General features: G+C 67.7%; 24 protein-coding genes. 14 read left to right on the forward strand and 10 right to left on the reverse strand.

Annotation, left to right across the window (positions count from 1 at the left end):
- Nucleotides 1–14: 14 nt before the first annotated feature.
- The 3 genes from sufB to F1C10_RS06935 all read right to left on the reverse strand — a co-directional run bounded on the left by sufB (nucleotide 15) and on the right by F1C10_RS06935 (nucleotide 2880).
- On the reverse strand, nucleotides 15–1478 hold the full coding sequence (sufB, locus tag F1C10_RS06925; protein ID WP_185209774.1) for a Fe-S cluster assembly protein SufB: 1464 nt from the start codon (nucleotides 1476–1478) through the stop codon (nucleotides 15–17).
- A gap of 1 nt (nucleotide 1479) precedes the next feature.
- A complete protein-coding gene (locus tag F1C10_RS06930; protein WP_185210122.1) occupies nucleotides 1480–1944 on the reverse strand; it encodes an SUF system Fe-S cluster assembly regulator in 465 nt (154 codons plus the stop codon).
- A 78-nt stretch (nucleotides 1945–2022) separates the two neighbouring features.
- The gene (locus F1C10_RS06935; RefSeq protein ID WP_185209775.1) at nucleotides 2023–2880 is read right to left on the reverse strand and encodes an AraC family transcriptional regulator; all 858 of its coding nucleotides are present in this window, start codon (nucleotides 2878–2880) and stop codon (nucleotides 2023–2025) included.
- A gap of 242 nt (nucleotides 2881–3122) precedes the next feature.
- Between F1C10_RS06935 and F1C10_RS06940 the strand changes: the two genes are divergently transcribed.
- Genes F1C10_RS06940 through F1C10_RS06950 form a run of 3 tightly spaced genes read left to right on the forward strand, consistent with a single transcriptional unit; the run spans nucleotide 3123 to nucleotide 7795 of the window.
- On the forward strand, nucleotides 3123–4151 hold the full coding sequence (locus F1C10_RS06940; RefSeq protein ID WP_185209776.1) for a quinone-dependent dihydroorotate dehydrogenase: 1029 nt from the start codon (nucleotides 3123–3125) through the stop codon (nucleotides 4149–4151).
- Nucleotides 4152–4182: 31 nt separating this feature from the next.
- Nucleotides 4183–5949, forward strand: a complete 1767-nt coding sequence (locus F1C10_RS06945; protein WP_185209777.1) for a gamma-glutamyltransferase family protein — start codon at nucleotides 4183–4185, stop codon at nucleotides 5947–5949.
- Nucleotides 5950–6007: 58 nt separating this feature from the next.
- On the forward strand, nucleotides 6008–7795 hold the full coding sequence (locus F1C10_RS06950; RefSeq protein WP_185209778.1) for a long-chain fatty acid--CoA ligase: 1788 nt from the start codon (nucleotides 6008–6010) through the stop codon (nucleotides 7793–7795).
- 45 nt (nucleotides 7796–7840) lie between these two features.
- Here F1C10_RS06950 and F1C10_RS06955 read toward each other — a convergent pair whose 3' ends face one another.
- Complete coding sequence (locus F1C10_RS06955) at nucleotides 7841–10777, reverse strand: pitrilysin family protein (RefSeq protein ID WP_185209779.1); 2937 nt, start codon at nucleotides 10775–10777, stop codon at nucleotides 7841–7843.
- A gap of 180 nt (nucleotides 10778–10957) precedes the next feature.
- On the opposite strand from F1C10_RS06955, the gene F1C10_RS06960 reads away from it, so the two are divergent.
- A complete protein-coding gene (locus F1C10_RS06960) occupies nucleotides 10958–11827 on the forward strand; it encodes an aspartyl/asparaginyl beta-hydroxylase domain-containing protein (RefSeq protein ID WP_185209780.1) in 870 nt (289 codons plus the stop codon).
- Here F1C10_RS06960 and F1C10_RS06965 read toward each other — a convergent pair.
- Nucleotides 11815–12978 (reverse strand): winged helix-turn-helix domain-containing protein, encoded by a 1164-nt coding sequence (locus F1C10_RS06965; protein WP_185209781.1) that lies wholly within the window; start codon nucleotides 12976–12978, stop codon nucleotides 11815–11817. The genes F1C10_RS06960 and F1C10_RS06965 overlap by 13 nt on opposite strands.
- A 103-nt stretch (nucleotides 12979–13081) precedes the next feature.
- Between F1C10_RS06965 and F1C10_RS06970 the strand changes: the two genes are divergently transcribed.
- The 5 genes from F1C10_RS06970 (at nucleotide 13082) to F1C10_RS06990 (ending at nucleotide 15914) form a co-directional block, all read left to right on the forward strand.
- Nucleotides 13082–13654 (forward strand): NifU family protein, encoded by a 573-nt coding sequence (locus F1C10_RS06970; protein ID WP_185210123.1) that lies wholly within the window; start codon nucleotides 13082–13084, stop codon nucleotides 13652–13654.
- Nucleotides 13655–13686: 32 nt separating this feature from the next.
- Nucleotides 13687–14280 carry a malonic semialdehyde reductase gene (locus tag F1C10_RS06975; RefSeq protein WP_185209782.1) on the forward strand — a complete coding sequence of 198 codons (594 nt, stop codon included), beginning with the start codon at nucleotides 13687–13689 and terminating at the stop codon, nucleotides 14278–14280.
- 40 nt (nucleotides 14281–14320) lie between these two features.
- The gene (gene tsaB, locus F1C10_RS06980) at nucleotides 14321–14938 is read left to right on the forward strand and encodes a tRNA (adenosine(37)-N6)-threonylcarbamoyltransferase complex dimerization subunit type 1 TsaB (RefSeq protein ID WP_185209783.1); all 618 of its coding nucleotides are present in this window, start codon (nucleotides 14321–14323) and stop codon (nucleotides 14936–14938) included.
- Nucleotides 14935–15411: a ribosomal protein S18-alanine N-acetyltransferase gene (gene rimI / locus F1C10_RS06985; protein ID WP_258043118.1), complete on the forward strand. Its 477-nt coding sequence runs from the start codon at nucleotides 14935–14937 to the stop codon at nucleotides 15409–15411. The genes tsaB and rimI overlap by 4 nt, the downstream gene beginning before the upstream one ends.
- An 80-nt stretch (nucleotides 15412–15491) precedes the next feature.
- Nucleotides 15492–15914: a Fur family transcriptional regulator gene (locus tag F1C10_RS06990; RefSeq protein ID WP_185209784.1), complete on the forward strand. Its 423-nt coding sequence runs from the start codon at nucleotides 15492–15494 to the stop codon at nucleotides 15912–15914.
- Between the two features lie 44 nt (nucleotides 15915–15958).
- Here the strand turns inward: F1C10_RS06990 and F1C10_RS06995 are convergent, their stop codons facing one another.
- From F1C10_RS06995 to F1C10_RS07005, 3 genes are read right to left on the reverse strand one after another with little or no spacing between them, the layout of a single operon-like run.
- Nucleotides 15959–16498, reverse strand: coding sequence for a superoxide dismutase family protein (locus F1C10_RS06995; protein WP_374939372.1), 540 nt, complete (start codon nucleotides 16496–16498; stop codon nucleotides 15959–15961).
- Nucleotides 16499–16551: 53 nt separating this feature from the next.
- Nucleotides 16552–17007 (reverse strand): MaoC family dehydratase, encoded by a 456-nt coding sequence (locus F1C10_RS07000; protein ID WP_185209785.1) that lies wholly within the window; start codon nucleotides 17005–17007, stop codon nucleotides 16552–16554.
- Nucleotides 17007–17822: a CDP-alcohol phosphatidyltransferase family protein gene (locus F1C10_RS07005; protein ID WP_258043119.1), complete on the reverse strand. Its 816-nt coding sequence runs from the start codon at nucleotides 17820–17822 to the stop codon at nucleotides 17007–17009. The genes F1C10_RS07000 and F1C10_RS07005 overlap by 1 nt, the downstream gene beginning before the upstream one ends.
- Before the next feature lie 191 nt (nucleotides 17823–18013).
- On the opposite strand from F1C10_RS07005, the gene F1C10_RS07010 reads away from it, so the two are divergent.
- The 5 genes from F1C10_RS07010 (at nucleotide 18014) to F1C10_RS07030 (ending at nucleotide 22592) form a co-directional block, all read left to right on the forward strand.
- Entirely contained in the window at nucleotides 18014–19120 is a 1107-nt protein-coding gene (locus F1C10_RS07010; protein WP_185209787.1) for an inositol-3-phosphate synthase, read from the forward strand.
- 27 nt (nucleotides 19121–19147) lie between these two features.
- Nucleotides 19148–19840, forward strand: a complete 693-nt coding sequence (locus F1C10_RS07015) for an NTP transferase domain-containing protein (RefSeq protein ID WP_185209788.1) — start codon at nucleotides 19148–19150, stop codon at nucleotides 19838–19840.
- An 83-nt stretch (nucleotides 19841–19923) separates the two neighbouring features.
- The gene (locus tag F1C10_RS07020) at nucleotides 19924–20409 is read left to right on the forward strand and encodes a hemerythrin domain-containing protein (RefSeq protein ID WP_185209789.1); all 486 of its coding nucleotides are present in this window, start codon (nucleotides 19924–19926) and stop codon (nucleotides 20407–20409) included.
- Between the two features lie 23 nt (nucleotides 20410–20432).
- A complete protein-coding gene (locus F1C10_RS07025; protein WP_185209790.1) occupies nucleotides 20433–21833 on the forward strand; it encodes a UdgX family uracil-DNA binding protein in 1401 nt (466 codons plus the stop codon).
- A gap of 126 nt (nucleotides 21834–21959) precedes the next feature.
- Nucleotides 21960–22592 carry a DedA family protein gene (locus F1C10_RS07030; RefSeq protein ID WP_185209791.1) on the forward strand — a complete coding sequence of 211 codons (633 nt, stop codon included), beginning with the start codon at nucleotides 21960–21962 and terminating at the stop codon, nucleotides 22590–22592.
- Nucleotides 22593–22623: 31 nt separating this feature from the next.
- Here F1C10_RS07030 and queE read toward each other — a convergent pair whose 3' ends face one another.
- Both queE and queC read right to left on the reverse strand, forming a co-directional pair.
- Nucleotides 22624–23256 (reverse strand): 7-carboxy-7-deazaguanine synthase, encoded by a 633-nt coding sequence (gene queE / locus F1C10_RS07035; protein WP_185209792.1) that lies wholly within the window; start codon nucleotides 23254–23256, stop codon nucleotides 22624–22626.
- Entirely contained in the window at nucleotides 23256–23969 is a 714-nt protein-coding gene (queC, locus tag F1C10_RS07040) for a 7-cyano-7-deazaguanine synthase QueC (RefSeq protein WP_185209793.1), read from the reverse strand. Before queC ends, queE begins: the two co-directional genes overlap by 1 nt.
- Nucleotides 23970–24063 lie beyond the last annotated feature (94 nt).

The raw sequence follows: 24063 nt of genomic DNA on the forward strand, positions 1-24063 counted from the left end.
GAGCGAAGCGCAGGTCATCCCACCGAACCCTCAAGGCTGATGCCGAGCAGCTTCTGCGCCTCGACGGCAAATTCCATCGGCAGCTGCTGCAGCACTTCGCGCGCGAAGCCGTTGACGATCAGCGCCACGGCGGCTTCCTGATCGAGGCCTCGGCTCATCGCGTAGAACAATTGGTCCTCGCTGATCTTCGACGTCGTCGCCTCATGCTCAATTTGCGCCGACGGATTGCGCACCTCGATGTACGGCACGGTATGCGCGCCGCACTGGTCGCCCAGCAGCAGGCTGTCGCACTGTGTGAAGTTGCGCACGCCCTCCGCGGTCGGCGCGACGCGCACCAGCCCGCGATAGGTGTTGTCCGACCGCCCCGCGCTGATCCCCTTCGACACGATGGTCGAGCGGGTGTTCTTGCCGAGGTGGATCATCTTGGTGCCGGTGTCCGCCTGCTGGCGATTGTTGGTCACCGCGACCGAGTAAAACTCGCCGACGCTGCCGTCGCCCAGCAGCACGCAGCTTGGATATTTCCACGTCACCGCGCTGCCGGTCTCGACCTGGGTCCAACTGACCTTGCTGTTCTTGCCCTGGCACAGCGCGCGCTTGGTGACGAAATTGTAGATACCGCCGACGCCGTTCTCGTCGCCCGGATACCAGTTCTGCACCGTCGAGTATTTGATCTCGGCATCGTCCAGCGCCACCAGTTCGACCACCGCGGCGTGAAGCTGGTTCTCGTCGCGCATCGGGGCGGTACAGCCCTCTAGATACGAGACATAAGCGCCCTTGTCGGCGACGATCAGCGTGCGCTCGAACTGGCCGGTATTTTCGGCATTGATACGGAAATAGGTGCTGAGCTCCATCGGGCAGCGCACGCCCTCCGGAATGTAGACGAACGTCCCGTCGGAAAAGACCGCGCTGTTGAGCGTCGCGAAGTAATTGTCATGCTGCGGCACGACCTTGCCGAGCCACTTCTTCACGAGATCGGGATATTCGCGGATCGCCTCGCTGATCGAGCGAAAGATGACGCCGGCGGCCTCAAGCTCCTTACGGAAGGTGGTGGCGACGGAGACGCTGTCGAACACCGCGTCAACCGCGACCTTGCGCGCGCCCTCCACCCCGGCGAGCACTTCCTGCTCCGCGATCGGGATGCCCAGCTTCTCATAGGTGCGGCGGATTTCCGGATCGAGCTCGTCCAAAGACGCGATCGTCTTCTTCTGCTTCGGCTCCGCGTAATAATAAGCGTCCTGATAATCGATCGGCGGAATGTTGAGCTTCGCCCAGTCCGGCGATTCCGTCGTCAGCCATTTGCGGAACGCCTTCAGCCGCCAGTCGAGCATCCACTCGGGCTCGCCCTTCTTGGCGGAGATATAGCGAACGGTGTCCTCGCTCAGCCCCTTGGGCGCGAAGTCCTGCTCGATATCCGTCGCGAAGCCCCATTCGTACTTCTTCGATACGGCGGCGAGCGCCTCAGCGTTCTTCGTGGCCATGTCAGGCTTCCATTTTCATCATGTTCGGGGCGCGGCCGGCAGCGGCCAAAGGCGACGGCGCGGTCGCCGCGAGTTGGGTTAAGGCAATGCCGGCGAGCGCGTCGCGCACAGTGCGGTTGACGAGGGACCAGTGCGGGCGAACGAGGCAGGTGCCGTCGAGCGCACAGTCATGCCGATCGGTATCGACGCAGGTCGTCAGCGCGATTGGCCCCTCGACCGCCTCGATCACGTCAACGAGGCTGATCGCCGAGGGCGGACGCGACAGGCGAAAACCGCCGCCGGTACCGCGCGTGCTCTCGATCAGACCCGCCGCGGAAAGGCGACTGACGAGCTTCTGCGCCGTTGGCAGCGGCACGCCGGTCTCCTGCGCCAAGCTCGTCGCGTTGACGCGCGCCATCCCGCCGCAATGGCGCGCCGCGGCCGTCATCAGGACGATCGCATAGTCGGCAAGGCTGGACAGGCGCATGTTGCGAGCGGTTCTCAAATCAGACTAAATTCGTCTGATTGGCAGATGGGCGCGCGCGCCAGGGAAATCAACCGGTGATCACGTGTCCGAGATGATCGGGTGGACCAAGCCGTGAAGCGCGTGCCGCTGGCGGATCGTGAGCTGTGCGAGGAGGGTCGGGCGCTCGCGAAGTTGCCGCGGCGTCATGCCGATAAAGCGCTTCAGTTCGCGAATGAGGTGAGACTGATCGTAGAACCCCTCCGCAAGCAGCTCGTCGAGCGATGCACTGCCGCTCGCGAGCGCCGACGCGGCGCGCAGCGCGCGATATTTGCGGGCGAGCACCTTCGGCGGCGCGCCGTATAGCGCGTTGCAGCGGCGCTCGACCTGTCGCCGTGACAGCCCGGTCATTGCGACGAGTTCGGCCACATCGGGCGATGCGCTACCGGCGAGCCAAGCGTCGATCCGTGCGGCGAATTCGATCGAGCAACGCGCGCCGGACGCGACCGCGCGCCGGACGAAATCAGCCGCGATGTCGATCCGCGCGTCGATGCCGTCCACTGCGCGCATCGCCGCCGCAGCATCGGTCACGCCGTCCCCGAGCAAGTCGCACGCGTCGGCCGCGCGATCGATCATCGCCGACGCCTCGATCCCGAACAGTGCATGCCAGCCCGCCGGCTGCAGCCCCATGCCGACAAGTTCGATCGGCCCATCGGCGCGCGTTCGGATCGCGCCCGTCGTCGGCCCGATGACGTGCAGCATCGGCGACGACTGGCACCGCCCGTCCGCGAATTCGTAACTCGCCTCCGGCCCGGAGCGCAGCCGGAGACGCAATTGCGCGTGATCGGCGCGCTCGACATCGTCGAACACGGCAAGATCGGCGCGGAAGTCATAGAATAAGGTGACGTACGGGCGTAGGTCGTCGGGCGGCACCCGATAATCGAGCTGAACGACATTCATAGTTGCGACCCCCCGATCCCGGCGGGAGAATAGCGCTTTGCTGGCAAAGGTGCAAAGCGGCCCGGCCGCCGAAACAGCCGGGCCCTAGGTAAGGACCCGCACGAGCGCGGATCCTTTGGGTCGCGAGCACAATAGGCGCTCAAATGACTCCGATGTATTGTATGGAATCGTCGCCGCCTTTTCGAACATCGGCAATCGGCGTCGCGCTTGATTCCCGCCGCACATGTGGCACCGGGAACGCCATGACCTTTGCGATCCGCCCCGCCCTGTTCGCCCTCGATCCCGAACGGGCGCACCGTTTGACGATCCGCGGCCTTGCCGCCTGGGGCGCGATCGGCACGCCGGGTGCGCGGCGCATCGACGATCCGCTGCTTGCGACGCGCGTGGCGAGGATCGATTTCGGCAATCCGCTTTGCGTCGCGGCGGGGGTGGACAAGGACGGCGAGGCGGTGGCCGGCTTTCACGCGCTCGGCTTCGGCGCGGTCGAGGTCGGCACGCTGACACCACTACCGCAAGCCGGCAACGCCAAGCCGCGCCTGTTCCGGCTCGTTGCCGATCGCGGCGTGATCAACCGCATGGGCTTCAATAACGGCGGTCTCGACGCGGCGCTCGCCCGGCTGCCGGCGAAGCGGCGCGGCGTGCTCGGCCTTAACGTCGGCGCGAACAAGGACGCGGCGGATCGCATCGCCGATTACGTCACGGGCGTCGGCAAGGCGGCGGCGGTGGCCGACTATGTCACGATCAACGTCAGTTCGCCCAATACGCCGGGGCTGCGCGATCTTCAGCACGGGCAGCCGCTGCGCGATCTGCTCGCCGCGACCCGCGCCGCGGCTGGTACGCGCCCACTGTTCCTAAAGGTCGCCCCCGATCTGGCGCCGGCGGCGATCGACGATATCGCGCGGGCGGTCGCCGATTATCGCCTCGACGCATTGATCGTCGGCAATACCACGGTGTCACGGCCGCCTTTGGCCTCGTCCGCCAGCGGCGAAGCGGGTGGCCTGTCGGGCGCGCCGCTTGCGTCGCTGGCAGCCGCGCGGCTGCGCGATTTCCGGCAAGCGACCGGCGGCACAATCCCGCTGATCGCGGCGGGCGGCATCGACAGCGGCGCGGAGGCCTATGCCCGGATCCGCGCGGGCGCGAGCCTCGTCCAGCTCTACTCGGCGATGGTGTATGCGGGGCCGGGGCTGCCGACGTGGCTGCTGCGCGATCTCGCGGCATTGCTGCGGCGCGACGGCTTCACCTCGGTCGGCGCGGCGGTGGGCACCGGTTGACGCGGCGGAAGGCGCCGATAGGGTTCGCGGCATGACCAAAATGCTGGCGCTTGCCGCGCTGCTCGCCCCCTTCCCCGCACTCGGGCAATCCGCCGCGACGCCCACTGCCACGCCCCCCGCTGCGCCGCCGGGCATGGTAACCTCGGCCGATCCGCGCGCGACCGAGGCGGGCGCGGAAATCCTGCGCGCAGGCGGTTCGGCGGCGGACGCGGCGATGGCGATGATGCTTGCATTGACAGTGGTCGAGCCGCAATCGAGCGGGATCGGCGGCGGCGGCTTCCTCTTGCATCAAAGCGCGGGCGGGCCGCTGGAAACGATCGACGGGCGTGAGAAGGCGCCGGCTGCCGCGACGCCGCAGCGCTTCCTCGGGCCGGACGGAAAGCCCGTGCCGCATATCCAGGCGTTTCCCGGCGGCAAGTCGGTCGGCGTGCCGGGCAACGTGCGGCTGATGGCGCTGGCGACGAAGAAATGGGGCAAGCTGCCGTGGCGCGCGCTGTTCGCCCCTGCCATCCGCCTCGCCGAGCAGGGCTATCGCGTCACGCGACCGATGGCCGCGGCGAGCGCCAACCTGTCGCCGCTATGGGCGGGCGGCAGCACCGCGGTCGCCGGGCCAGAAGGCGGCGCGTCGACCGGGACCGGCGCGGCGAGCGGACGCTTCCCGGAAGTCGCCGCGCTCTACACGCAGAACGGCAAGCCGCTGATCGAGGGCGCGACTGTCCGCAATCCCGCGCTTGCCAAGCTGCTGCGACAGCTCGCCGCCCGCGGCCCCGACGCCTTCTACAAGGACGAGAACGCAAGCGCGCTGATCAAAGCGGTGACGACCACCAGCGTCGCACCGAGCGACATGACCCGCGCCGATCTCGCCGCCTATCAGGCAAAGGAGCGCCCGCCGGTATGCGGCAGCTATCGCGGCTATCGCGTGTGCGGCATGGGCCCACCCTCGTCGGGCGCGACGACGGTGCTGCAGATCCTGGGAATGCTCGAACGGTTCGATCTCGCCAAGCTCGGCCAGAACTCTCCGGTGGCGTGGCACCTCATCGGCGAGGCGATGCAGCTCGCCTATGCCGATCGCGAAACGTACCTCGGCGATCCAGACTTCGTCGCGGTGCCGGTCGCCGGGCTGATCGATCGCGGCTATATCGCGCAGCGCTCGGGGCTGATCGCGGCGGACCGCACGCTCGGCCGCTATCTACCAGGCACGCCCCCGGGAGCCGCGCCGCGCACGATGGCGGTCCAGCCCGACCGGCCGGGGACGACGCACTTCATTGCGATCGATCGCGCAGGCGACATCGCGACGATGACGTCGACGGTCGAAGGACCATTCGGCAGCCAGCTGGTCACCAATGGCTACGTCCTCAACAACGAGCTGACCGATTTCACGCTGGCGCCCGAGCGGAACGGCGCGCCCGTCGCCAATCGCGTGGAGGGCGGCAAGCGGCCGCTGTCGTCGATGGCGCCGACGATCGTCTACGATGCGGCGGGCCAGCCGGTGTTCACCGTCGGCGCGGCGGGCGGCAAGACGATCATCATGCAGGTCGCCAAGGCGATCATCGCGCATGTCGACTGGAAGCTGCCGGCGCGTGACGCAATCGGGCTCGGGCTCGTCTTCTTCAACCAGGACGGGCTGGTGCTCGAACAGGGGACGAGCCTCGTCGCGATGCAGCCGGCACTGGAAAAGCTGGGGCATAAGGTGACCGTCGGGCGACTGGGACTGAAGGCAAACGCCGCCGAAAAGACCGCCGACGGCTGGGTCGGCGCGGCCGATCCGCGCGGCGTCGGCACCGCGCTGCGGCAGTAACCGCCGGCAAATCGATACTCCCCGGCAGCGGGAGATTTTGGCAGAGAGGATCGCGGCGTTGCGCAAGCTCGAGCATTTTCCCAACCTTGTGACGATGTTCTTCACCCGCGCCGCGGAGAAGGGCGACGCGCCGTTCCTGTGGGCGAAGCGCGACCGCGCGTGGCGGGCGACCAGCTGGGCCGAGGCGGCACGGCAGGTGGCAAGCCTCGCCACCGCGTTGAAGGCACAGGGGGTACAGCCCGGCGATCGGGTGATGCTGGTGAGCGAGAACCGCCCGGAATGGTGCCTGAGCGATCTCGCGATCATGGCCGCGGGCGCGATCACCGTGCCGACCTACACCACCAATACCGAGCGCGATCACGCGCACATCATCGAAAACTCGGGTGCACGCGCCGTGATCGTCTCGACGCAGAAGCTCGCCGACGTGCTGCTGAAGGCGGTGCTGCGCACGACGCATATCGAAACCGTCATCGCGATCGAGCCGCTGCGTCCGCGCCCGTCGGGGGTGCGCAGTTGCAACTGGCACGGCCTGATCGAGGATCATCCCGCCGATCCCGCGACGATTGCGGCGCAGGCAACGTTCGCGCGCAGCGACACCGCCTGCATTATCTACACGTCGGGCACCGGCGGCGCGCCGCGCGGCGTGATGCAGCATCACGGCGCGATCCTGCACAATGTCGCGGGGTGTGCCGACGTCATTTCCGAGGACCTCGGCTGGGACGACGAGGTCTTCCTGTCGTTCCTGCCGCTCAGCCACGCCTACGAGCATACCGGCGGGCAGTTCGTGCCGATCGGCATGGGCGGGCAGATCTACTATGCCGAGAGCCTGGAGAAGCTCGCCGCGAACATGGAGGAAGCGCAGCCGACGATCATGTTCGTCGTGCCACGCCTGTTCGAAGTGCTGCGCACGCGCATCAGCAAGACGATCGCCAAGCAGGGCGGACTGTCGCAGAAGCTGCTCGGCGCCGCGATCGAGATCGGCGAGAAGCGTGCCGCGGGCACGTTGCGCCTCGTCGATCGCCCCAAAGCGCTGGTCGTCGACCGCCTGTTCAAGCCCAAAATCGCCAAGCGGTTCGGCGGCCGGATGAAGGCGATGGTGTCGGGCGGCGCGCCGCTGACGCCCGAAGTCGGCATCTTCTTCCAGTCGCTCGGCGTCCGTTTCCTGCAGGGTTACGGCCAGACTGAGGCGGGCCCGGTGATCTCGTGCAACCGGCCAAAGGTGGGCGTGACGGTCGACAGCGTCGGTCCGCCGCTGCCCGCGACCGAGGTGCGGATCGCCGACGACGGCGAGATCCTGGTCCGCGGCGAGCTCGTCATGCACGGCTATTGGCGCAACCCGGCCGAGACCGAGCGCGTGCTGCACGACGGCTGGCTGCATACCGGCGACATCGGCGTGTTCGACGCGGCTGGCCGGATCAAGATCACCGATCGCAAGAAGGATCTCATCATCAACGACAAGGGCGACAATATCGCGCCCCAGAAGGTCGAGGGGATGCTGACGCTCCAGCCCGAGATTCTGCAGGCGATGATCGCCGGCGATCGCAAGCCGCACATGGTGGCGGTGATCGTGCCCGATCCCGAGTGGACGCAGGAATGGTGCGCGGCGAGCGGCACCAAATGCGACTTTGCGACGCTGGCGCAGAACAGCGACTATCGCACCGCGATCGGCCGTGCGGTGGAGCGGACCAACAAGGAATTGTCGGTCATCGAACGCGTCCGCCGCTTCATTCTCGCTGACACGCAGTTCACGATCGAGAACGAGCAGATGACGCCGAGCATGAAGATCCGCCGCCACGTGCTGCGGCAGGTGTACGGCGAGCGGCTCGACGCGCTCTACAAGGGCTGATCGGCTGCGTCCCGCCCCGGCCGATCGCCGGGACGGGACGCGCAATCACTTGGCGGCGGCCTTGGGCAGGACGACCAGCGTCCAGTCCTTTTCGGGGCGAAGGTATTTCGCCGCCGTCGCCTGAAGGATCTCGGGCGTGATCGACATATAGTCGCTGACCAGCGTGCTCGCGCCGGCGAGACGCTTGGGATCATAGGCGCCGCCGCTCGTCTGGATCAGCCAGAACTGGTTCCCCGACGACGCACGCGACAGATATTGCATCATCGGCCCGATCGCACGGCGAAGCTCGTCCTGATCGACCGGCTTGGCGACCAGTTCGGCGGCGATCTCGCGGCTCAGCTTGTAGAACAGATCGACGTTGGCGGGCGCAACCTGGCCGACGGCGATCAACCGCCCACCCGATTGCAGGCCGAGCGGCCACTGGCTCGCCGCGCTCGGGCTGTAGCTCGCACCGGCGACCGAGCGCAGGCGATCGAACAGCCGATCGCCGAAGATCGCCGACAGGATGTCGAGCCGGCGACTTTCCGCAATGCCGTCCGTCCCGCCGCCGGTCGGCCAAGCGATGACGGCAGCGGCCTGCGTATCCGCGCCATTGTGCGTCAGCACCACAGGTTGCGCGTTATGCGCCGGGAACGCCGCCGACGGCGCGACGACGGGCGCCTCGGTGCGCGGCTTCAGTGCGCCGAAGGTGCGCGCGACGGCAGCGATCGCCTCGTCCGCCTTCACGTCACCGAATACGTCGACTTCGACCGGGCCGGTGGCGAGCAGCGGCTCCCACAGCTTGCGGAACGCCTCCGGCGTCAGCGCGTCGATCTCGGCGCGCGTCGGCGGTCCCCAGCGCGGGTCGCCGGCGCGAAGCAGCCGCTCGAGATCGCGCGAGAGTACGCCGTCGGGCGACGATTCGAACCCGGCATAACCGGCGAGTGCCCCGGCCTTGGCGCGCAGAACCGGCGCCGGATCCCAGCGCGGCGCAGACAGCTTCGCCGCCATCAACGCGAGGTTGTCGGCATAATCCCCCGGCGTCGTCATCGCGCTCATCACGAAGGCATCATCGGTCAGATCGAAGTCGAGCCCCATGCGCCGCCCGGTGGTGAGTGCGTCGAGATCACCCTGGCTCCACTTGCCGATGCCGCTTTGCACCAGCGCCGAATCGGCGGCCCATGCCGAGGTCGGGCGGTCGCTCGGCAGCGCGGACTGGCCGCGCCCGAAACGCACGCGCAAATAGACGCGGCCGGTTTCCGACGAGTTCGCGTAGAGCAGCATGCGCGTGCCGTTGGAGAAGACGACCTTCTCCACCCCCGGATCGCTCACCGCCTCGCGCGCAGCGACGGTACCCGGCTTGCCGAGCTTGGGCAGATCCTTGAAATCGACCTTCGCCTGCTGCGCGCGGCGCCCGGCGAGCTTCGACACGTCCGCGGTCAGTGCAGCGGCGAGCTTGGCTGCGGCGGCCGGATCAGCGACGCGCGTGTTGAGCAGCGCGCGCTCGGCATCGCCCTTGAACACGCGGCGCGTCGATTCGAGGATGCCGGCGGCGGAGAACATCCCCTTTTGGCGGGCGGCGAGGAAGATGTTGTACGATTCCTGCGGGCCGGCAACCGTCTCGCGGATGTCGAGCGCCTGGACCATGTCGTCGGCCTGTTTCGCGCCTGCCTCGACGCGCGCAGTTTCGACGTCGTTCTTCATCGCGCCGTCGAACTCGGCGGTCTCGCGGTCGACCTCTGCCTGCGTCGGCGCGGTTGCCATCGCGTCGGCGATCACCGCGCGCACGTCCTTCACCGCGGCCTCCCAATCGTCGCCGATCGGCAGGATGCTGATGAAGGTGCCGTTCGCCGAGCGCGCGACGTCGTCGAGGCTGACGCTCGCCTGAAGGAAGCTGCCGCCGGCGCGTGCGCGCGTCTCGAGACGCCGATTGATCACGCGCATCGCGACGAGGTCGACGAGCCGCTTCTGATTGAAGATCACCGTGTCGTCGCGATACGTCCACGGCCGCAGCGTCGCGGCGATGACGAGCGGCGGCAGCGACGCCTCGCTGATCGCCGCGGTCTTGGTGGCGTTGGGGTCGGGCTTGCCGAAATCGGGCTCGGCCGGATTGGGGCCGACGCCCTTCCAGCCGCCGAAATTCTTGACGACGAGCCGCGCCGCGATCGCCGGATCGATATCGCCCGAGATGATCACCACCGTCTTCGACGGGCGATACCAACGATCGTGGAACGCCTTCACGCTCCCGGCGGTCGCCGCCTCGAGCGTCTTGACGTTGCCGATCGGCGAGCGATCCGCGAGCGGCTGGCCGGCGAAGAACAAGGCATTGCGCGCGTCCGACAGCCGCACCTGTGGCCCCGGCGCCTCGCGCTGCTCGGCGAGGACGGCGGGGCGCTCGGCGGCGAGCCCCTGATCGTTGATCCCCGGCTCGGACATCATGCCGGCGAAGATCTTGAGACTCTCGTCGAGGTTGGTCTCGGTCGCGGCCGGGAGGTCGAGCTTGTAGACGGTCTGCGTCGGCGTGGTGGAGGCGTTCGAATCCGAACCGAAGGTGGCGCCGAAGCGCTGCCACACGCGCTTCGCCTCGCCGTCCGGCACGTACTTCGATCCGCGGAACGAGAGGTGTTCGATGAGGTGCGCGTAACCGCGCTCGCTGTCGGTCTCGTTGAGCGATCCGGCATCGATCCGCACGCGCACCGCGACCTGGCCGGGCGGCACGCCGTTCTTGCGCACCGCGTAGCGCAGCCCGTTGGGCAGCGCGCCGAAGTTCCACGCCGGGTCGGGCGGAATGTCCGATCCCTTGAACAGCCATGGCGCGGTATCGACGCGTATCGACGCGGGATTGACCACCGTCGTCTGCGAAGGCGCGGGCAGCGCGGCCGCGGGCACCGCAGGCCGGGCGGGCTTGCGCGCCGCCTGCTGACCGATAGCGGGAACGACGGCAACGGCAAGGAGCGAGACGGCGGCGAACGACGCGCCGAGCGCGCGCGGAAAAGCGATCATGCGGACGATTGTAGCCACCCGCGTGCATCGTTGCCACACCCCGGCGCGATCTTTCGAGCAACGCGCAACCGCCACGTTTTCGTCGCGAATCGACCCTAGCGACGGCGCGAAGCCGCAACCCGTCGGCCGCGTGCAGATCGCGGCGTAGACAAGCGATCGCGGCGCCGGACGGACACGAGGATGGCCAGTACGATCAGCAACGCACGACCACGATTGCGGCAGGATCACGGCGATCTCGCCGCGTTCCGCCGTTCGGAGGAGCCGCCGATCGGTAACCGTTCTGCCCTGCCGGCGCCGGTGGCCGATTGGTCCACGATACACGCACCGAAGCCACGCGAGTCGTTGGCGATCCTAGCGCTGACGAGCATCCGGCGTGCGCTCGATCGCGTGATCGCCGCCTCCTCGCTGGTGCCGAATGCCCCCGTGCTCGACGTTCGGGCCTTCCCCTGGACGCAGGCGCTGCGCGACAATTGGCGCACGATCCGCGACGAGGCGGTGGCGGTCGCGTTACTCGCGCAGGCGAAGCCCGGCCTCGCTGCCATCCCGCCGGATCATGCGCGGGCAGTCAGGCCCGGCATCTGGCAATCGTTCCGCCTGTGGCGCGACGGCGATGGGATGCACGAGAATGCCATCCACTGCCCGGTGACGAGCGCACTGATCGGCGCGATCCCCGGCCTGCACAGCGCCTTCTTCTCGATCTTGGCGCCGGGCGCGCGCATTTCTGCGCCGCGTGGGTTCACCAAGGGGTTGATCACCTGCCATCTGGCGCTGGTGGTGCCGCGCGACGGCGATGCGCGCATGCGGATCGCCGATCGCGTCGTGCGCTGGGCGGAAGGCGAGACGTTGGTGTTCGACGATACCTATCCACACGCGGTGTGGAACGACACCGCCGGAACCCGTATGATCCTGCTGCTCCAGGTCGCGCGGCCGCTGCGCAACCCGGGGCGATGGATCGCCGACCGCATCGTCGCGGCGATGCGCGGCCCGGCATCGGTGCGGCATATGCGCGGCGGTATCGCTGCCCACAACGGCGTCGCTCAGCCGCTCTGAGGCCGCACCAGCACCGCGCCGAGCCCAAGCCAGTCTGCCATCTCCTCCAACGCCGCGCCGAGCCGATCCGACGTCTCCGCCGGCGCGCCCGGCTCAAGGTGGCACGACTGGACGCGCAGCCGGGCATGCGCCCGATCGGCCTTGAGGTCGACGCGCGCGACAAGCTGGTCGCCCAGCAGGAACGGCAGGACGTAATAGCCGTGCGTTCGCTTCGCGGGGGGCACGTAGATCTCGATGCGGTAGCGGAAGCCGAACAGCCGCTCCGCCCGCGCACGTTCCCAGATCAGCGGATCGAACGGCGCGAGCAGCGCCTGGGCCTCGATCCGTCGCGGCCGGCGTGCGCGGTGATGAAGAAACGCCGGCGGCCAGTCATCGACCGAGACGGGCACGAGCGTTCCTTGCGCGAGGAGCCGGGCGATCGCACCTGCACCGTCCGCGGGCGAAAGCCTGAAATAATCGCGTAGCTCGCCCGCGGTAGCGATGCCGAGGGCGCGCGCCGCCCGCTCGACCAGCGCCGCCTGTGCGCTTGCCACGTCGGGCGTCGGCAGGTCGAGGATCGCGCGCGGCAGGACGCGCTCGGGAAGATCGTAGACGCGCTCGAACCCGCGGCGGCGTGACGCGGTGGTCACGTGGCCGGCGTAGAACAGCCATTCGAGCGCCTGTTTCGCGCCGCTCCACGCCCACCAGCCGGTGCGCCCCGTCTCGACGTCGGACGCGGCGAGCGGCCCGTTCGCGCGGATGCGATCGAGCAGCGCCATCGCCTCGCCGCGACGGTCGGTCGCGAACGCACGCATCCCGGCGGAGCGCAACTCGCCGCGATCGGCACGCGCCATGCGCCAGCGCAGCAGCGGATGAAGATCGAGCGGGAGGAGCGATGCCTCGTGCGCCCAATATTCGAACATCCGCCGGTGCCGCCCCCTGCCCCACGCGGCGCGATCGAACGTCGTGGTATCGTACGCGCCGAGCCGCGAGAACGCCGGCAGATAATGCGCCCGCGCGAGCACATTGACGCTGTCGATCTGGTGTAGCGCGACGCGATCGAGCGTACGCCGCAGGTGGCCGCCGGTGACGCGCGCGGGCTTGCGCGTACCGAACCCCTGCGCGGCGAGCGCGATGCGGCGGGCGGTGGCGGGACTGATCCGTTCGGTCATGGTCGCGCCACGTCTAGGCCAGGCAGCCGAGCTGCGCGACGGGAAACCATTCCTTTCGCTGCCGACGCTTGATCGCCCGCCGCGCGCGCGCCACATGGCGGCCATGCTGATCGAGACCGAACCGACGCCCAACCCGGCAACGCTGAAGTTCCTGCCGGGACAGACCGTGATGGACGCGGGCACGCGCGATTTCGCGACGCCGGAAGAGGCCGAAGCCTCGCCGCTGGCCGATGCGCTGTTCGGTCTGGGGGACGTGACGGGCGTGTTCTTCGGGCGCGACTTCGTGTCGGTCACCGCGGCACCGGGCGTCGACTGGCGCGGCCTGAAGCCCGATGTGCTGGCGATCCTGATGGATCATTTCAGCGCGCAGATGCCACTGTTCCGGGCACCGTCCGCCGGCTTCTCGGTGCCGGCCGCCGAGGAAACTTTCGCCGACGACCCCGCGGACGCCGAGATCGTCGAGCAGATCAAGGACCTGATCGACACGCGCGTACGCCCGGCGGTCGCGAACGATGGCGGCGACATCGTCTATCGCGGCTTCGACAAGGGCAAGGTGTTCCTGCGCATGCAGGGTGCTTGTGCCGGCTGCCCATCGTCCACCGCGACACTGAAGAACGGGATCGAGCAGCTGCTGCGCTACTACGTGCCCGAAGTGACCGAGGTTCGCGCGGTCTGATCCGCCGTTTCGCACCTGCCCGGAGTTCATCGATGATCACCCCGCTCGACGACATTGCCCTTGATCGCCTGTTCCGTGAGGGCCGCACCTATAACGGTTTCACCGACGAGCCGGTGACGGAGGCGCAGCTTCATGCGCTGTGGGATCTCGTCAAAATGGGGCCGACCAGCGCGAACCAGCTGCCCGCGCGGTTCGTGTGGTGCGTGAGCCAGGAAGCGAAGGAGAAGCTTGCGGCGTGCGCTAGCGACAGCAACGCCGACAAGGTCCGGCGTGCGCCCGTTTCCGTGGTGATCGGCATGGACACCAACTTCCACGAGCATTTGCCCGAGCTGTTTCCGCATGCCGACGCGAAGAGCTGGTTCGACGGCAATGCTGAGCTGCGCGAGGCATCCGCGTTCCGCAATTCGTCGCTGCAGGGCGGGTATTTCATCCTCGCCGCGCGCGCGCTTGGGCTCGATACCGGGCCGATGAGCGGGTTCGACGGCGGCGAGGTCGACAAGGCGTTCTTCGCCGATCAGCCCGGCGTGCGGGTGAACTTCATCTCCACGCTCGGCCACGGCGATCCCGCCACGATCTTCGATCGCAGCCCACGCCCGGCCTTCGAAAAGTTCAACCGCATCGCCTGAAACGGGTTGAGCCCCGCGCGGCCGGTGGCAAAGAAGCGCCATGTCGCGCATGCTCGTCATCGAAACCGCCACCGCCGCCTGCTCGGTCGCGCTGCTGGAGAATGGCGCGGTGATCGCCGCGCGGCACGAAGTGGTCGGGCGCGGACACGCCGAGCGACTGGTGCCGATGATAGCCGAACTGCCCGACGGCGGTCGCACGGACGCGATCCTCGTCGATGTGGGGCCGGGTAGCTTCACCGGCATTCGCGTCGGTATCGCCGCGGCGCGCGGACTGGCACTCGGCTGGCAGGTGCCGGTACATGGCTATTCGTCGATGAGCGTTGTCGCCGCGGGCGCTCTTGCACATGGCGTGGCGGGTCCGCTTGCCGTCGTGCTGGAAGGCGGGCACGGTGAGGTGTTCATGCAGGGATTCGCCGCCTCGCCCCTCGTTTCGGATGATACGCTGGTCTCGCTACGTCCCGAAGCTGCGATCGCGGCGCTGGAGGGGCGTTCTGCGGTCGGCAGCGGGGCGCGCCGGTTGCTCGCCATTGACTCTTCGTTGGACGTGCGTGACGCGTTGCCTCACGCCGCCGACGTCCGACTGCTGCCATCCGATCTCACCGGTCTGCCGCCGCGCCCGCTCTACGGCCGCGCGCCCGACGCGAAGCTGCCGGCGTGAGCACCGATCTGCGCATGGTGGAACTGGTTACCGGAACCGCAGCCGACATCACCGCGGTCGAGCGCGTGATGCAGGAAGCGTTCGAACCGCGCTTCGGGGAGGCGTGGACGCGGACGCAATGCCTCGGCATCCTTGGCCTGCCCGGCATCTGGCTGACGCTGGCGCGCGTCGACGGCGCGATTGTCGGCTTCGCGCTGGCGCGGCTGATTCTCGACGAGGCAGAGCTGCTGCTGCTCGCGATCTCGCCGCGCTATCGAAGGCGCGGGATCGGCGCGGCCCTGCTGCGTAGCGTGATGGCCGAGGCGCGCGGGCGCGGCGTGACCGTCGTTCATCTCGAGGTGCGGGCCGGCAATGGGGCGATCGCGCTCTACCAGGCACACGGCTTCCGGATGACGGGCGAGCGCCGCGCCTATTACCGTGGTCGCAACGGCGAGAGCTTCGACGCGCACAGCTATGCCGTGACGCTGGACTGATTGCCAGCGCCTGCTGCGTTATCACTTGTTGCGAGTCGGTAGCGCTTTTCGCAACAAGCCCGCCGTCCTACATGGTCGGCATGCCACGCAAGATCGATCTCGAGACCCTGTGCCAGGAAAAGGGCCTGCGCATCACCGAGCAGCGCCGCGTCATCGCGCGCGTCCTGTCCGAGGCGGACGATCATCCCGACGTGGAAAAGGTGTACGAGCGCGCATCGTCGATCGATCCGGGGATCTCGATCGCGACGGTGTACCGCACCGTACGCTTGTTCGAGGAGGCAGGCATCCTCGACCGGCACGATTTCGGCGACGGGCGTGCGCGCTACGAGCCTTCGCCCGAGGCGCATCACGATCATTTGATCGATGTGGAAACCGGCCGCGTGATCGAATTCGTCGATCCCGAGCTCGAATTGCTACAGAAGCAGATCGCCGAGCGCCTTGGCTTCCGCCTCGTCGATCATCGCATGGAACTCTACGGCGTCAGTCTCAGCCGAAAGGAGTAGCGCGACGGGGCGCGCGATCGCGCTCCCGCCGCCTCATTCATAAATCAGGACGCCTGGAATACGCCACAGGCAAGCCGGCCGCCGCTGTTACCCGACGGATCGGTCTTGAGATCGTCCGGCCCAGCATGGACAATGAACGCCGCGCCGTCGGTGTCGAGCAATCCTGCCATGGTCGCACTCGGCACGGTCGCGGCGACGGTGCCGCGGCCACCCGAATCGACGATGAGATTGGGAATGTCGCCCTGGTGCGGCCCTTGCGGGTTCATCGATCCGTGCTTCATCGCCGTCGGGTTCCAATGCCCGCCCGCCGTCTCGAACGTCGGCGCGTCGCAGCGTCCCGTGGTATGGACGTGGACGCCGTGCGTGCCCGCAGGCATTCCCATCACGTCGACGGTGAAGCGAAGGCCGCCGGCGACCTCGGTCGCGGTCGCGCGACCGGCATCGACGCCCGCCGCCGTCTTCAGCATTGCGCTAGCGCTTGCACCGCCTGCCACCGGCATGCCGGTTTCCAGCTTGTCCTCGTTGCACGCCCCCAGAGCGAGCGTGCACGCGCCGACACCGGCGACCATCATCAGACGGATCATCTTCATCTCCCGTTACGCTAGGGCAACGAGGACATCGGCGGCTGGTTCCGCGATCAGCTGGCGGGGCGCGCCATCATCAGCGCGGCACGCGTCGTGCGGCAGACGATCTCGTCGCGCTGGTTCAGCCCGATGTGCTCGAAGGTGACGATTCCCTGCCCCGGCCGCGACGCCGACGGGCGCAGCGCTTTCACCTCCGTCTCGACGCGAATCGTGTCGCCTGCGAACACAGGCTTGGGAAACACCGTCTCGCTCATGCCGAGATTGGCGATGGTGGTGCCGAAGGTCGTGTCCTGGACACTCAGCCCGATGACGAGGCCGAGCGTGAAGAGCGAGTTGATCAGCGGGCGGCCGAACTCGGTCGTCGCGGCATAAGCGTGATCGATGTGCAGCGCGGCGGGATTGTAGGTCAGCGCGGAGAACAGCATGTTGTCCGCCTCGATCACCGTCCGGCGGATCTCATGGACGAAGCGCTGCCCGATCTCGAACTGTTCGAACCAGAGCCCGGCCATCAGCCGCGCCCCCGGGCGATGAGGTCGATCAGGCGGCGGCATTGCGCACGCTGGCGCGCGATGCCGAAGACGAGCAAAACGTTGAGCACGGTGATCTCCACCAGAAAGAACCAGATCGAGCTGCCGGCGAGCATACTGACCCCGAGCATGACGGTGCGTGGGTTCGCGCCCAGCGCCGCCGGAATGCCGAGGATCGCGGGGCCGCTCTCACGCGCGAGCCGGGCGATCCGATGCCGCTCGTGCGGATCGATCTCCGCGCCCGCGACCAGCGCGTTGACGCGGTCGGTCGCGCCGGTGACAAGCCCCGAGAGCAGCAGGTAGAGCGCGCTGAACGCCCGGCCAGGCCCGCGCGGGACGGCACGATTGTGCTGCAGCCACGGCACGCCATAGGCCCACCATTGGTAGCTGCGCCGGGAGCTCTCCGCGAACACCGACTGCATCACGCGCGAGAGACCGGCAGCTACCGCGAGCACCCATGCGCCGATCCCGATCGCATCGTCGAGCGTGGTGGCAAGCAGGACGTAGAGGATGATGTGCCCGCCGTAATCGCACAGCCCGTCGACGAGTTCGCCGATCGGGCTCGCCCGCCCCGTCATCCGCGCCAGATCGCCGTCCGCCCCGTCGACGACATGCCACAGCAGATGAAGCAGGAAACCGCCGGCGATCGCGGCGGGCGTGCCGACGCGCGCGTAGAGGATGCCGGTCGTCACCACCATCAGGGCGCCGAACAGCGATACCATGTTGGGCGTTACCGGCGTACGCGCGAGCGCGGTCGCGAGCCGACGCGCCGCGGGATGATATAGAACGCGATTCAAAAAGCCTTGCAGTTCGCGCGGCTTTCCCGTCACAGTCGGTCGCAATTCGATCGTCGCCACTTTTCGCGCCCCCTTGGGCGTGCCCCTAGCACCGCCATGCGTCGCTTGACAGGCGTCGCGCATCTGTCACGACGCTGCCATTCTTTTGTCATCGCCGGGCGGTTTCCCGGCGCTCGGGGGTTTGCATAGAAATGGCGACGATCAAGGTTGCGGTTATCGGGGTCGGCAATTGCGCGTCGAGCCTGGTACAAGGCAAGTATCACTATGCCTCGAGCAACACGGCGCACGGCCTGATCCACGAGGAGATCGGCGGTTATCGCGTGTCCGATCTCGATTTCGTCGCGGCGTTCGACGTGGATTCGCGCAAGGTCGGTCAGGATCTCGGCAAGGCGATCTTCGCCAAGCCGAACTGCACCAAGGTGTTCCACGCCGACGTGCCGAATACGGGCACGGTGGTGAAGATGGGCGCGAAGCTCGACGGCGTCGCGAAGCACATGCTGACCGCGGCGAACGATCGCGGCTTCGAGATTGACGAGACGCGCGATGCGTCCAAGGCGGAGATCATCGCCGAGCTGAAGGCGTCGGGTGCGGAAATCCTCGTCAACTTCCTGCCCGTCGGCAGCCAGGACGCGACCGAATTCTACATGGAATGCGCGCTCGAGGCAGGCGTCGGCGTCGTCAACTGCATGCCGGTGTTCATCGCCAGCCGCCCCGAGTGGGAGAAGAAGTTCGCCGAGGCCGGCCTGCCGATCATCGGCGACGACGTGAAGGCGCAGGTCGGCGCGACCATCGTCCACCGCGTGCTGTCGAACCTGTTCCGTCAGCGCGGCGTGACGATCGATCACACCTATCAGCTCAACACCGGCGGCAACACCGACTTCATGAACATGCTCGACCGCAATCGCCTGTCGAGCAAGAAGGAATCGAAGACCGAGGCAGTGCAGGCGGTGCTCGCCGAGCGGCTGGCGGACGAGAACATTCACGTCGGCCCGTCGGATTATATCCCCTGGCTGCACGACAACAAGCTGTGCTTCCTTCGGCTCGAGGGCAATCTGTTCGGCGACGTGCCGATGAACCTCGAACTGCGCCTGTCGGTGGAGGACTCGCCCAATTCCGCGGCAGTTGTGGTCGACGCGATCCGCTGCGTGAAGGTGGCGCTCGACCGCGGCACCGGCGGCGCGCTGACCGGCCCGTCGGCGTTCTTCTGCAAGCACCCGCCCGAGCAGTTCACCGACGACGTCGCAGCGCAGCTGACCGACGAGTTCATTCACGCCGACGCGCGCATCGCCGCCGAATAAGCGGGCGGCGCAGGCCAGGATATCGGGATGAAAGCGCTCATCGTCGCAGCCGGCTATGGCAGCCGGCTGCGGTCGGTCTCCCCGTCGAAGCCATTGACCATGGTTGCCGGCGTGCCGCTGATTGCGCGCGTGATCACGGCGGCGCGGGCGGGCGGCGCGACCGAATTCGTCGTCGTCACCGGACACGAGGGTGCGAGGCTTGCCGGCTTCCTCCATACGCTCGATCCGGCGATCACCTGCGTCGCGACGCCCGACTGGAATCTCGCGAACGGCCACTCGGTGCTGACGGGCGCGGCGGTTATCGGCGCCGCACCGCACCTCCTGATGATGGCGGACCATCTGTTCGATCCCGCCATCGTGCACGCGACCATCGCCGCGCCCGCCGCCGCGCTGACGCTCGCGATCGACCGCCGGCTCGACAATCCGCTCGTCGATCTTGACGACGTCACGCGCGTACGCACCGATGGCGATCGGATCGTCGCGATCGGCAAGCATCTCGCCGACTATGACGCGTTCGACTGCGGCGTATTTGCGGTCGATGGCCGCTTCCACGACGCCCTTCGGCAATCGATCGCCGGCGGCGGGCCGGGATCGATCTCCGCCGGGGTCGAGACGCTGGCGGCGCAGGGCGATGCGCGCGTCGTGGACGTCGGCGACGCCTGGTGGCTCGATGTCGACGATCCGCGCGCGCTGGCGCAGGCCGAAGCAGCGTTCACCTGACCTCGGCGCTGCGAAGCGATCGCAAGTGAAACAAGCCGTCGCCTGACCGGTTACCTGCCTGAACCTTGAAGGACGGGCAGACGATGACGACGGCGCAAATCTATCGCGACCTGAAGGCCGATCATGACAAGCAGCGGGCGATGCTCAAATCGCTCGGCGAACTCCGCGGCGATACCAACAAGCGCAAGAAGCTGTTCGAGGAATTCCGGCTCGAGTTGCAAAGCCATGCCGCGGCGGAGGAAGAGTCGCTCTACGCGGTGATGCTCGGCAAGCCCGATCTGCGCGACGACGCGCGCCACTCGGTCGCTGAGCACAAGGAGGTCGACGACCTGCTCGGCGAATTGATGGACCTCGATTTCGGATCGGACGAGTGGGAATCGAAGTTCTTCCACATGCGCCACCGCTACGAACATCACATCGAGGAAGAAGAGGAAGAAATGTTCCCGGCGGCCGACGCTGTGCTCGACGACAAGGTCGAGGCGGAAATGGCGGATACCTACGAGGAGCGTAAGCCCAAGGAGCTCGAGCTCGCGCGCGACAATCCGCCGGGCGGCGACGAGCGCGACTGAGCGACGCGGCGGCGCGCGGCGCGATGCGTCTCGTCACCCTGGCGACGCCCGACGATTTCGACGCGTGGCGCGATCAGGCGCGCGCGCTGGCGAGCGACGACGTGCCGCCGGACGACATCGTATGGCAGGTGGGATCGCACGGCGGTGATCTGTTCGCCGCTGGCGCGACACCACGCCACGACGCCGTCGGCACGCCGCTCAAGGTGCCGCGCGGCTTCATCGATCTCGCGCGCAACGCAATCCTGCACCGCGATCCCGAGCGCTTCGCGCTGCTCTACACCCTGCTCATTCGGCTGCGGCGCGAGACCGGGTTGATCGAGGATCACGCAGACCCACTGGTGCGCCGGCTGGAGGGCCTCGCGAAGCATGTGCGCCGCGATATCCACAAGATGCGCGCCTTTGTCCGCTTCCGCGAGGTCGCGGACGACAGCGAAGGCGGGGGCGAGAGCCGCTACGTCGCGTGGTTCGAGCCCGATCATCACATCGTGCGTGCCAACGCCGCCTTCTTCGTCAACCGTTTCGCCAGCATGCGCTGGTCGATCCTGACGCCCGAGGTATCGCTGCACTGGGATGGTGCCGCGCTCAGCGAGGGGCCCGGCGCGACCAAGGCTGATGCGCCCGACGGCGATCCGATCGAGGAGGTGTGGAAAACCTATTACGCGTCGATCTTCAACCCGGCGCGCGTCAAGGTCGGCGCGATGCTGAAGGAGATGCCGCGCAAATACTGGAAGAACATGCCGGAAACCGCGCTCGTCCCCGGACTGCTCGCGCGGGCACAGGCACGGGAGAGCGGGATGATCGAGAAGGCACGGACAGCGCCGGGCGGCAACAGCGAGATTGCATGGGACGCGCTGCGCGAGGAGGCGCTGGGGTGCACGCGCTGCCATCTCTATCGCCCCGCGACGCAGACGGTGTTCGGCGAAGGGCCGGTATCGGCGGCGATCATGTTCGTTGGCGAGCAGCCGGGCGACCAGGAAGATCTGGCCGGGCGCCCGTTCGTCGGCCCCGCTGGGCAGGTGTTCGACCGGGCACTCGGTGAGGCCGGGATCGACCGCGCCCAAACCTACGTCACCAACGCGGTGAAGCACTTCAAGTTCGAGCCGCGCGGCAAGCGGCGCATTCACGCCAAGCCCGACGCCGGCGAGATCGAGGCGTGCCGCTGGTGGATCGAGCAGGAGCAGATGCTGGTCCGGCCGAAGGTAACGGTCGCGCTCGGCGCCACCGCCGCGCGATCCTTGTTCGGCAAGGCGATGACGATCAGCCGCGAGCGCGGTCGCGCGCTTGCCCTGCCCGACGGCGGCGGCGAGGCCTGGATCACGGTGCATCCGAGCTACCTGCTGCGGCTGCCCGATGAAGCCGCGCGGACGGCAGAATATGCCCACTTCGTCGCGGATCTTAAACTTGCCAAGGCCGCCGCCGCTTAGCGTCGGCTTTCACAAAGCGATCGGCACAGCAGTTCGCCAGCCCATCCGCCACGCGATCCGCGACGTTTCGTTACCCGGCCGCTCCCTGGATTGACCGGCGCTGCGGCTTCACGCAGGGCGCGCGCCATGATCGAGAAGATTATCGCGGCGCTGTTCGTCTTCGTGGTGGGGGTCATCCGCGCAGGTGGCTATTGGGGCGTCGCCCTGCTGATGGCGATCGAGAGCGCGTGCATTCCGCTGCCGTCGGAGATCATCATGCCGTTCGCCGGCTATCTCGTGTCGACGGGCGAGATGAACCTCTATCTCGCGGCGACGGCGGGCGCGCTGGGCTGCAATCTCGGCTCGATCGTCGCCTATGAGGTTGGGCGCCGCGGGGGGCGACCGATGGCGGAGAAATGGGGCAAGTACGTGCTCGTCGGTCCGGCCGAGCTCGACCTCGCCGATCGCTTCTTCAACCGCTGGGGCGCGGCTGCGATCCTCATCGGGCGCATGCTACCGGTGATCCGCACCTTCATCGCCTTTCCGGCCGGGGTCGCGCGGATGAAGCTGATCCCGTTCCACGTCTATACGTTCATCGGCTCGTGGCCGTTCTGCTACCTGCTCGCCTGGGTTGGCGCGAAGCTGGGCAGCGCGTGGCATACCGATCCGCGGCTGAAAGCGGCGTTTCATCAGGCGCATATCGTCATCGGCGTCGCGATCGTCGCCGCCGGCGCATTCTATCTGTGGCACAAGCTTCACGGCCTCAAGAAGAAGCACTGATCGCGATCGGCGGCGCTTCCCCGCCGCCGGTTCAGCGCAGGCCGAGCATCTTGTGCGTCTGCAACGACAGGCGCCAGCGCGGCCGATCCATCACTAGCGCCATCGCCGCTGCCTGGTTCGCCGCGGCATTGGCGTCGTCGAGCGGCTGGATCAAATGGTGGTGGAAATCCCACCCCTCCATCGCCTCGACGTCGCTGCCCGGCTGCGGCCACACCAGCTTCAGTTCGTTGCCTCGGCGCTGCACCGTCGTGCTGCCCGCCTTGGGGCTGATGCACACCCAATCGATCTCGGGATGGACGGGCAGCGTGCCGTTGCTCTCGATCGCGATAAAGAAGCCCGCGGCGTGCAGCGCATCGACCAGCGCGTCGTCGACCTGAAGCATCGGTTCGCCCCCGGTCAGCACCACGAAGCGATCCGCCTCGCCCCCCTGCCACATCGCGACCGCTGCGTCGGCGAGCGCCGCGGCATCGGCGAAGCGCCCGCCGCCGAGCCCGTCGATGCCGACGAAATCGGTGTCGCAGAAACGGCAGATCGCGGTCGCACGATCCTGCTCGCGCCCCGACCACAGGTTGCAGCCGGTGAAACGGACGAAGACCGCCCGCCGCCCCGCCTGTGCGCCCTCACCCTGTAGGGTGAGGAACATTTCCTTGACCGCGTAGCTCATCAGGGTGCCGGCGGGGTGACCGCGTAGGCGGTGGGATCGGCGATCCCGGCGTCGTCGAACCCCTTGTGACGCAGCCGGCAGCTGTCGCACAGCCCGCAGTGAAGCCCGCCCGGCGCGGGATCGTAGCACGACCAGCTGATCCCGAGATCGAGCCCGAGCCTTGTGCCCTCCCGCACGATATCGGCCTTGGTCATGCTCTGCAGTGGCGCATGGATGCGGAACGGCTTCCCCTCGACGCCGGCCTTGGTGGCGAGTTCGGCGAGCGTCTCGAAGCCAGCGATGAACTCGGGCCGGCAATCGGGATAGCCCGAATAGTCGAGCGCATTGACGCCGATGTAGAGCGAACGCGCACCTGATGCCTCGGCCCAGGCGAGCGCGAGGCTGAGGAACACGGTGTTGCGCGCCGGAACGTAGGTAACTGGAATGTCGCCGCCCACGCCGTCCTTCGGCACCTCGATATCCGCCGTCAGCGCCGAGCCGCCGAACGCCGACAGGTCGATCGGCAGGACGACGTGGCGCGTCGCGCCGAGCAGCCGGGCGATGCGGCGGGCGGCGGCGAGCTCGACTTGGTGGCGCTGGTTATAGTCGATCGAGAGCGCGAGCAGCGGATGCCCCGCCTCGCGCGCGATCGCGGCGGACACCATCGAATCGAGCCCGCCCGATACGAGCACCACGGCCGGCGCGAGCGCTGGTTGAGATTGTTCGCTTGTCATGATCGCGGCGCGGCTAGGCCGATTGGCCCGGCGTTGCAAGAAAAAGGCCGCTCGAACGATCGAGCGGCCAAGGGTGCCCGCAAGGGCAAAAATC

The sequence above is a fragment of the Sphingomonas sp. NBWT7 genome (genome assembly GCF_014217605.1).
GTDB lineage: Bacteria > Pseudomonadota > Alphaproteobacteria > Sphingomonadales > Sphingomonadaceae > Sphingomonas.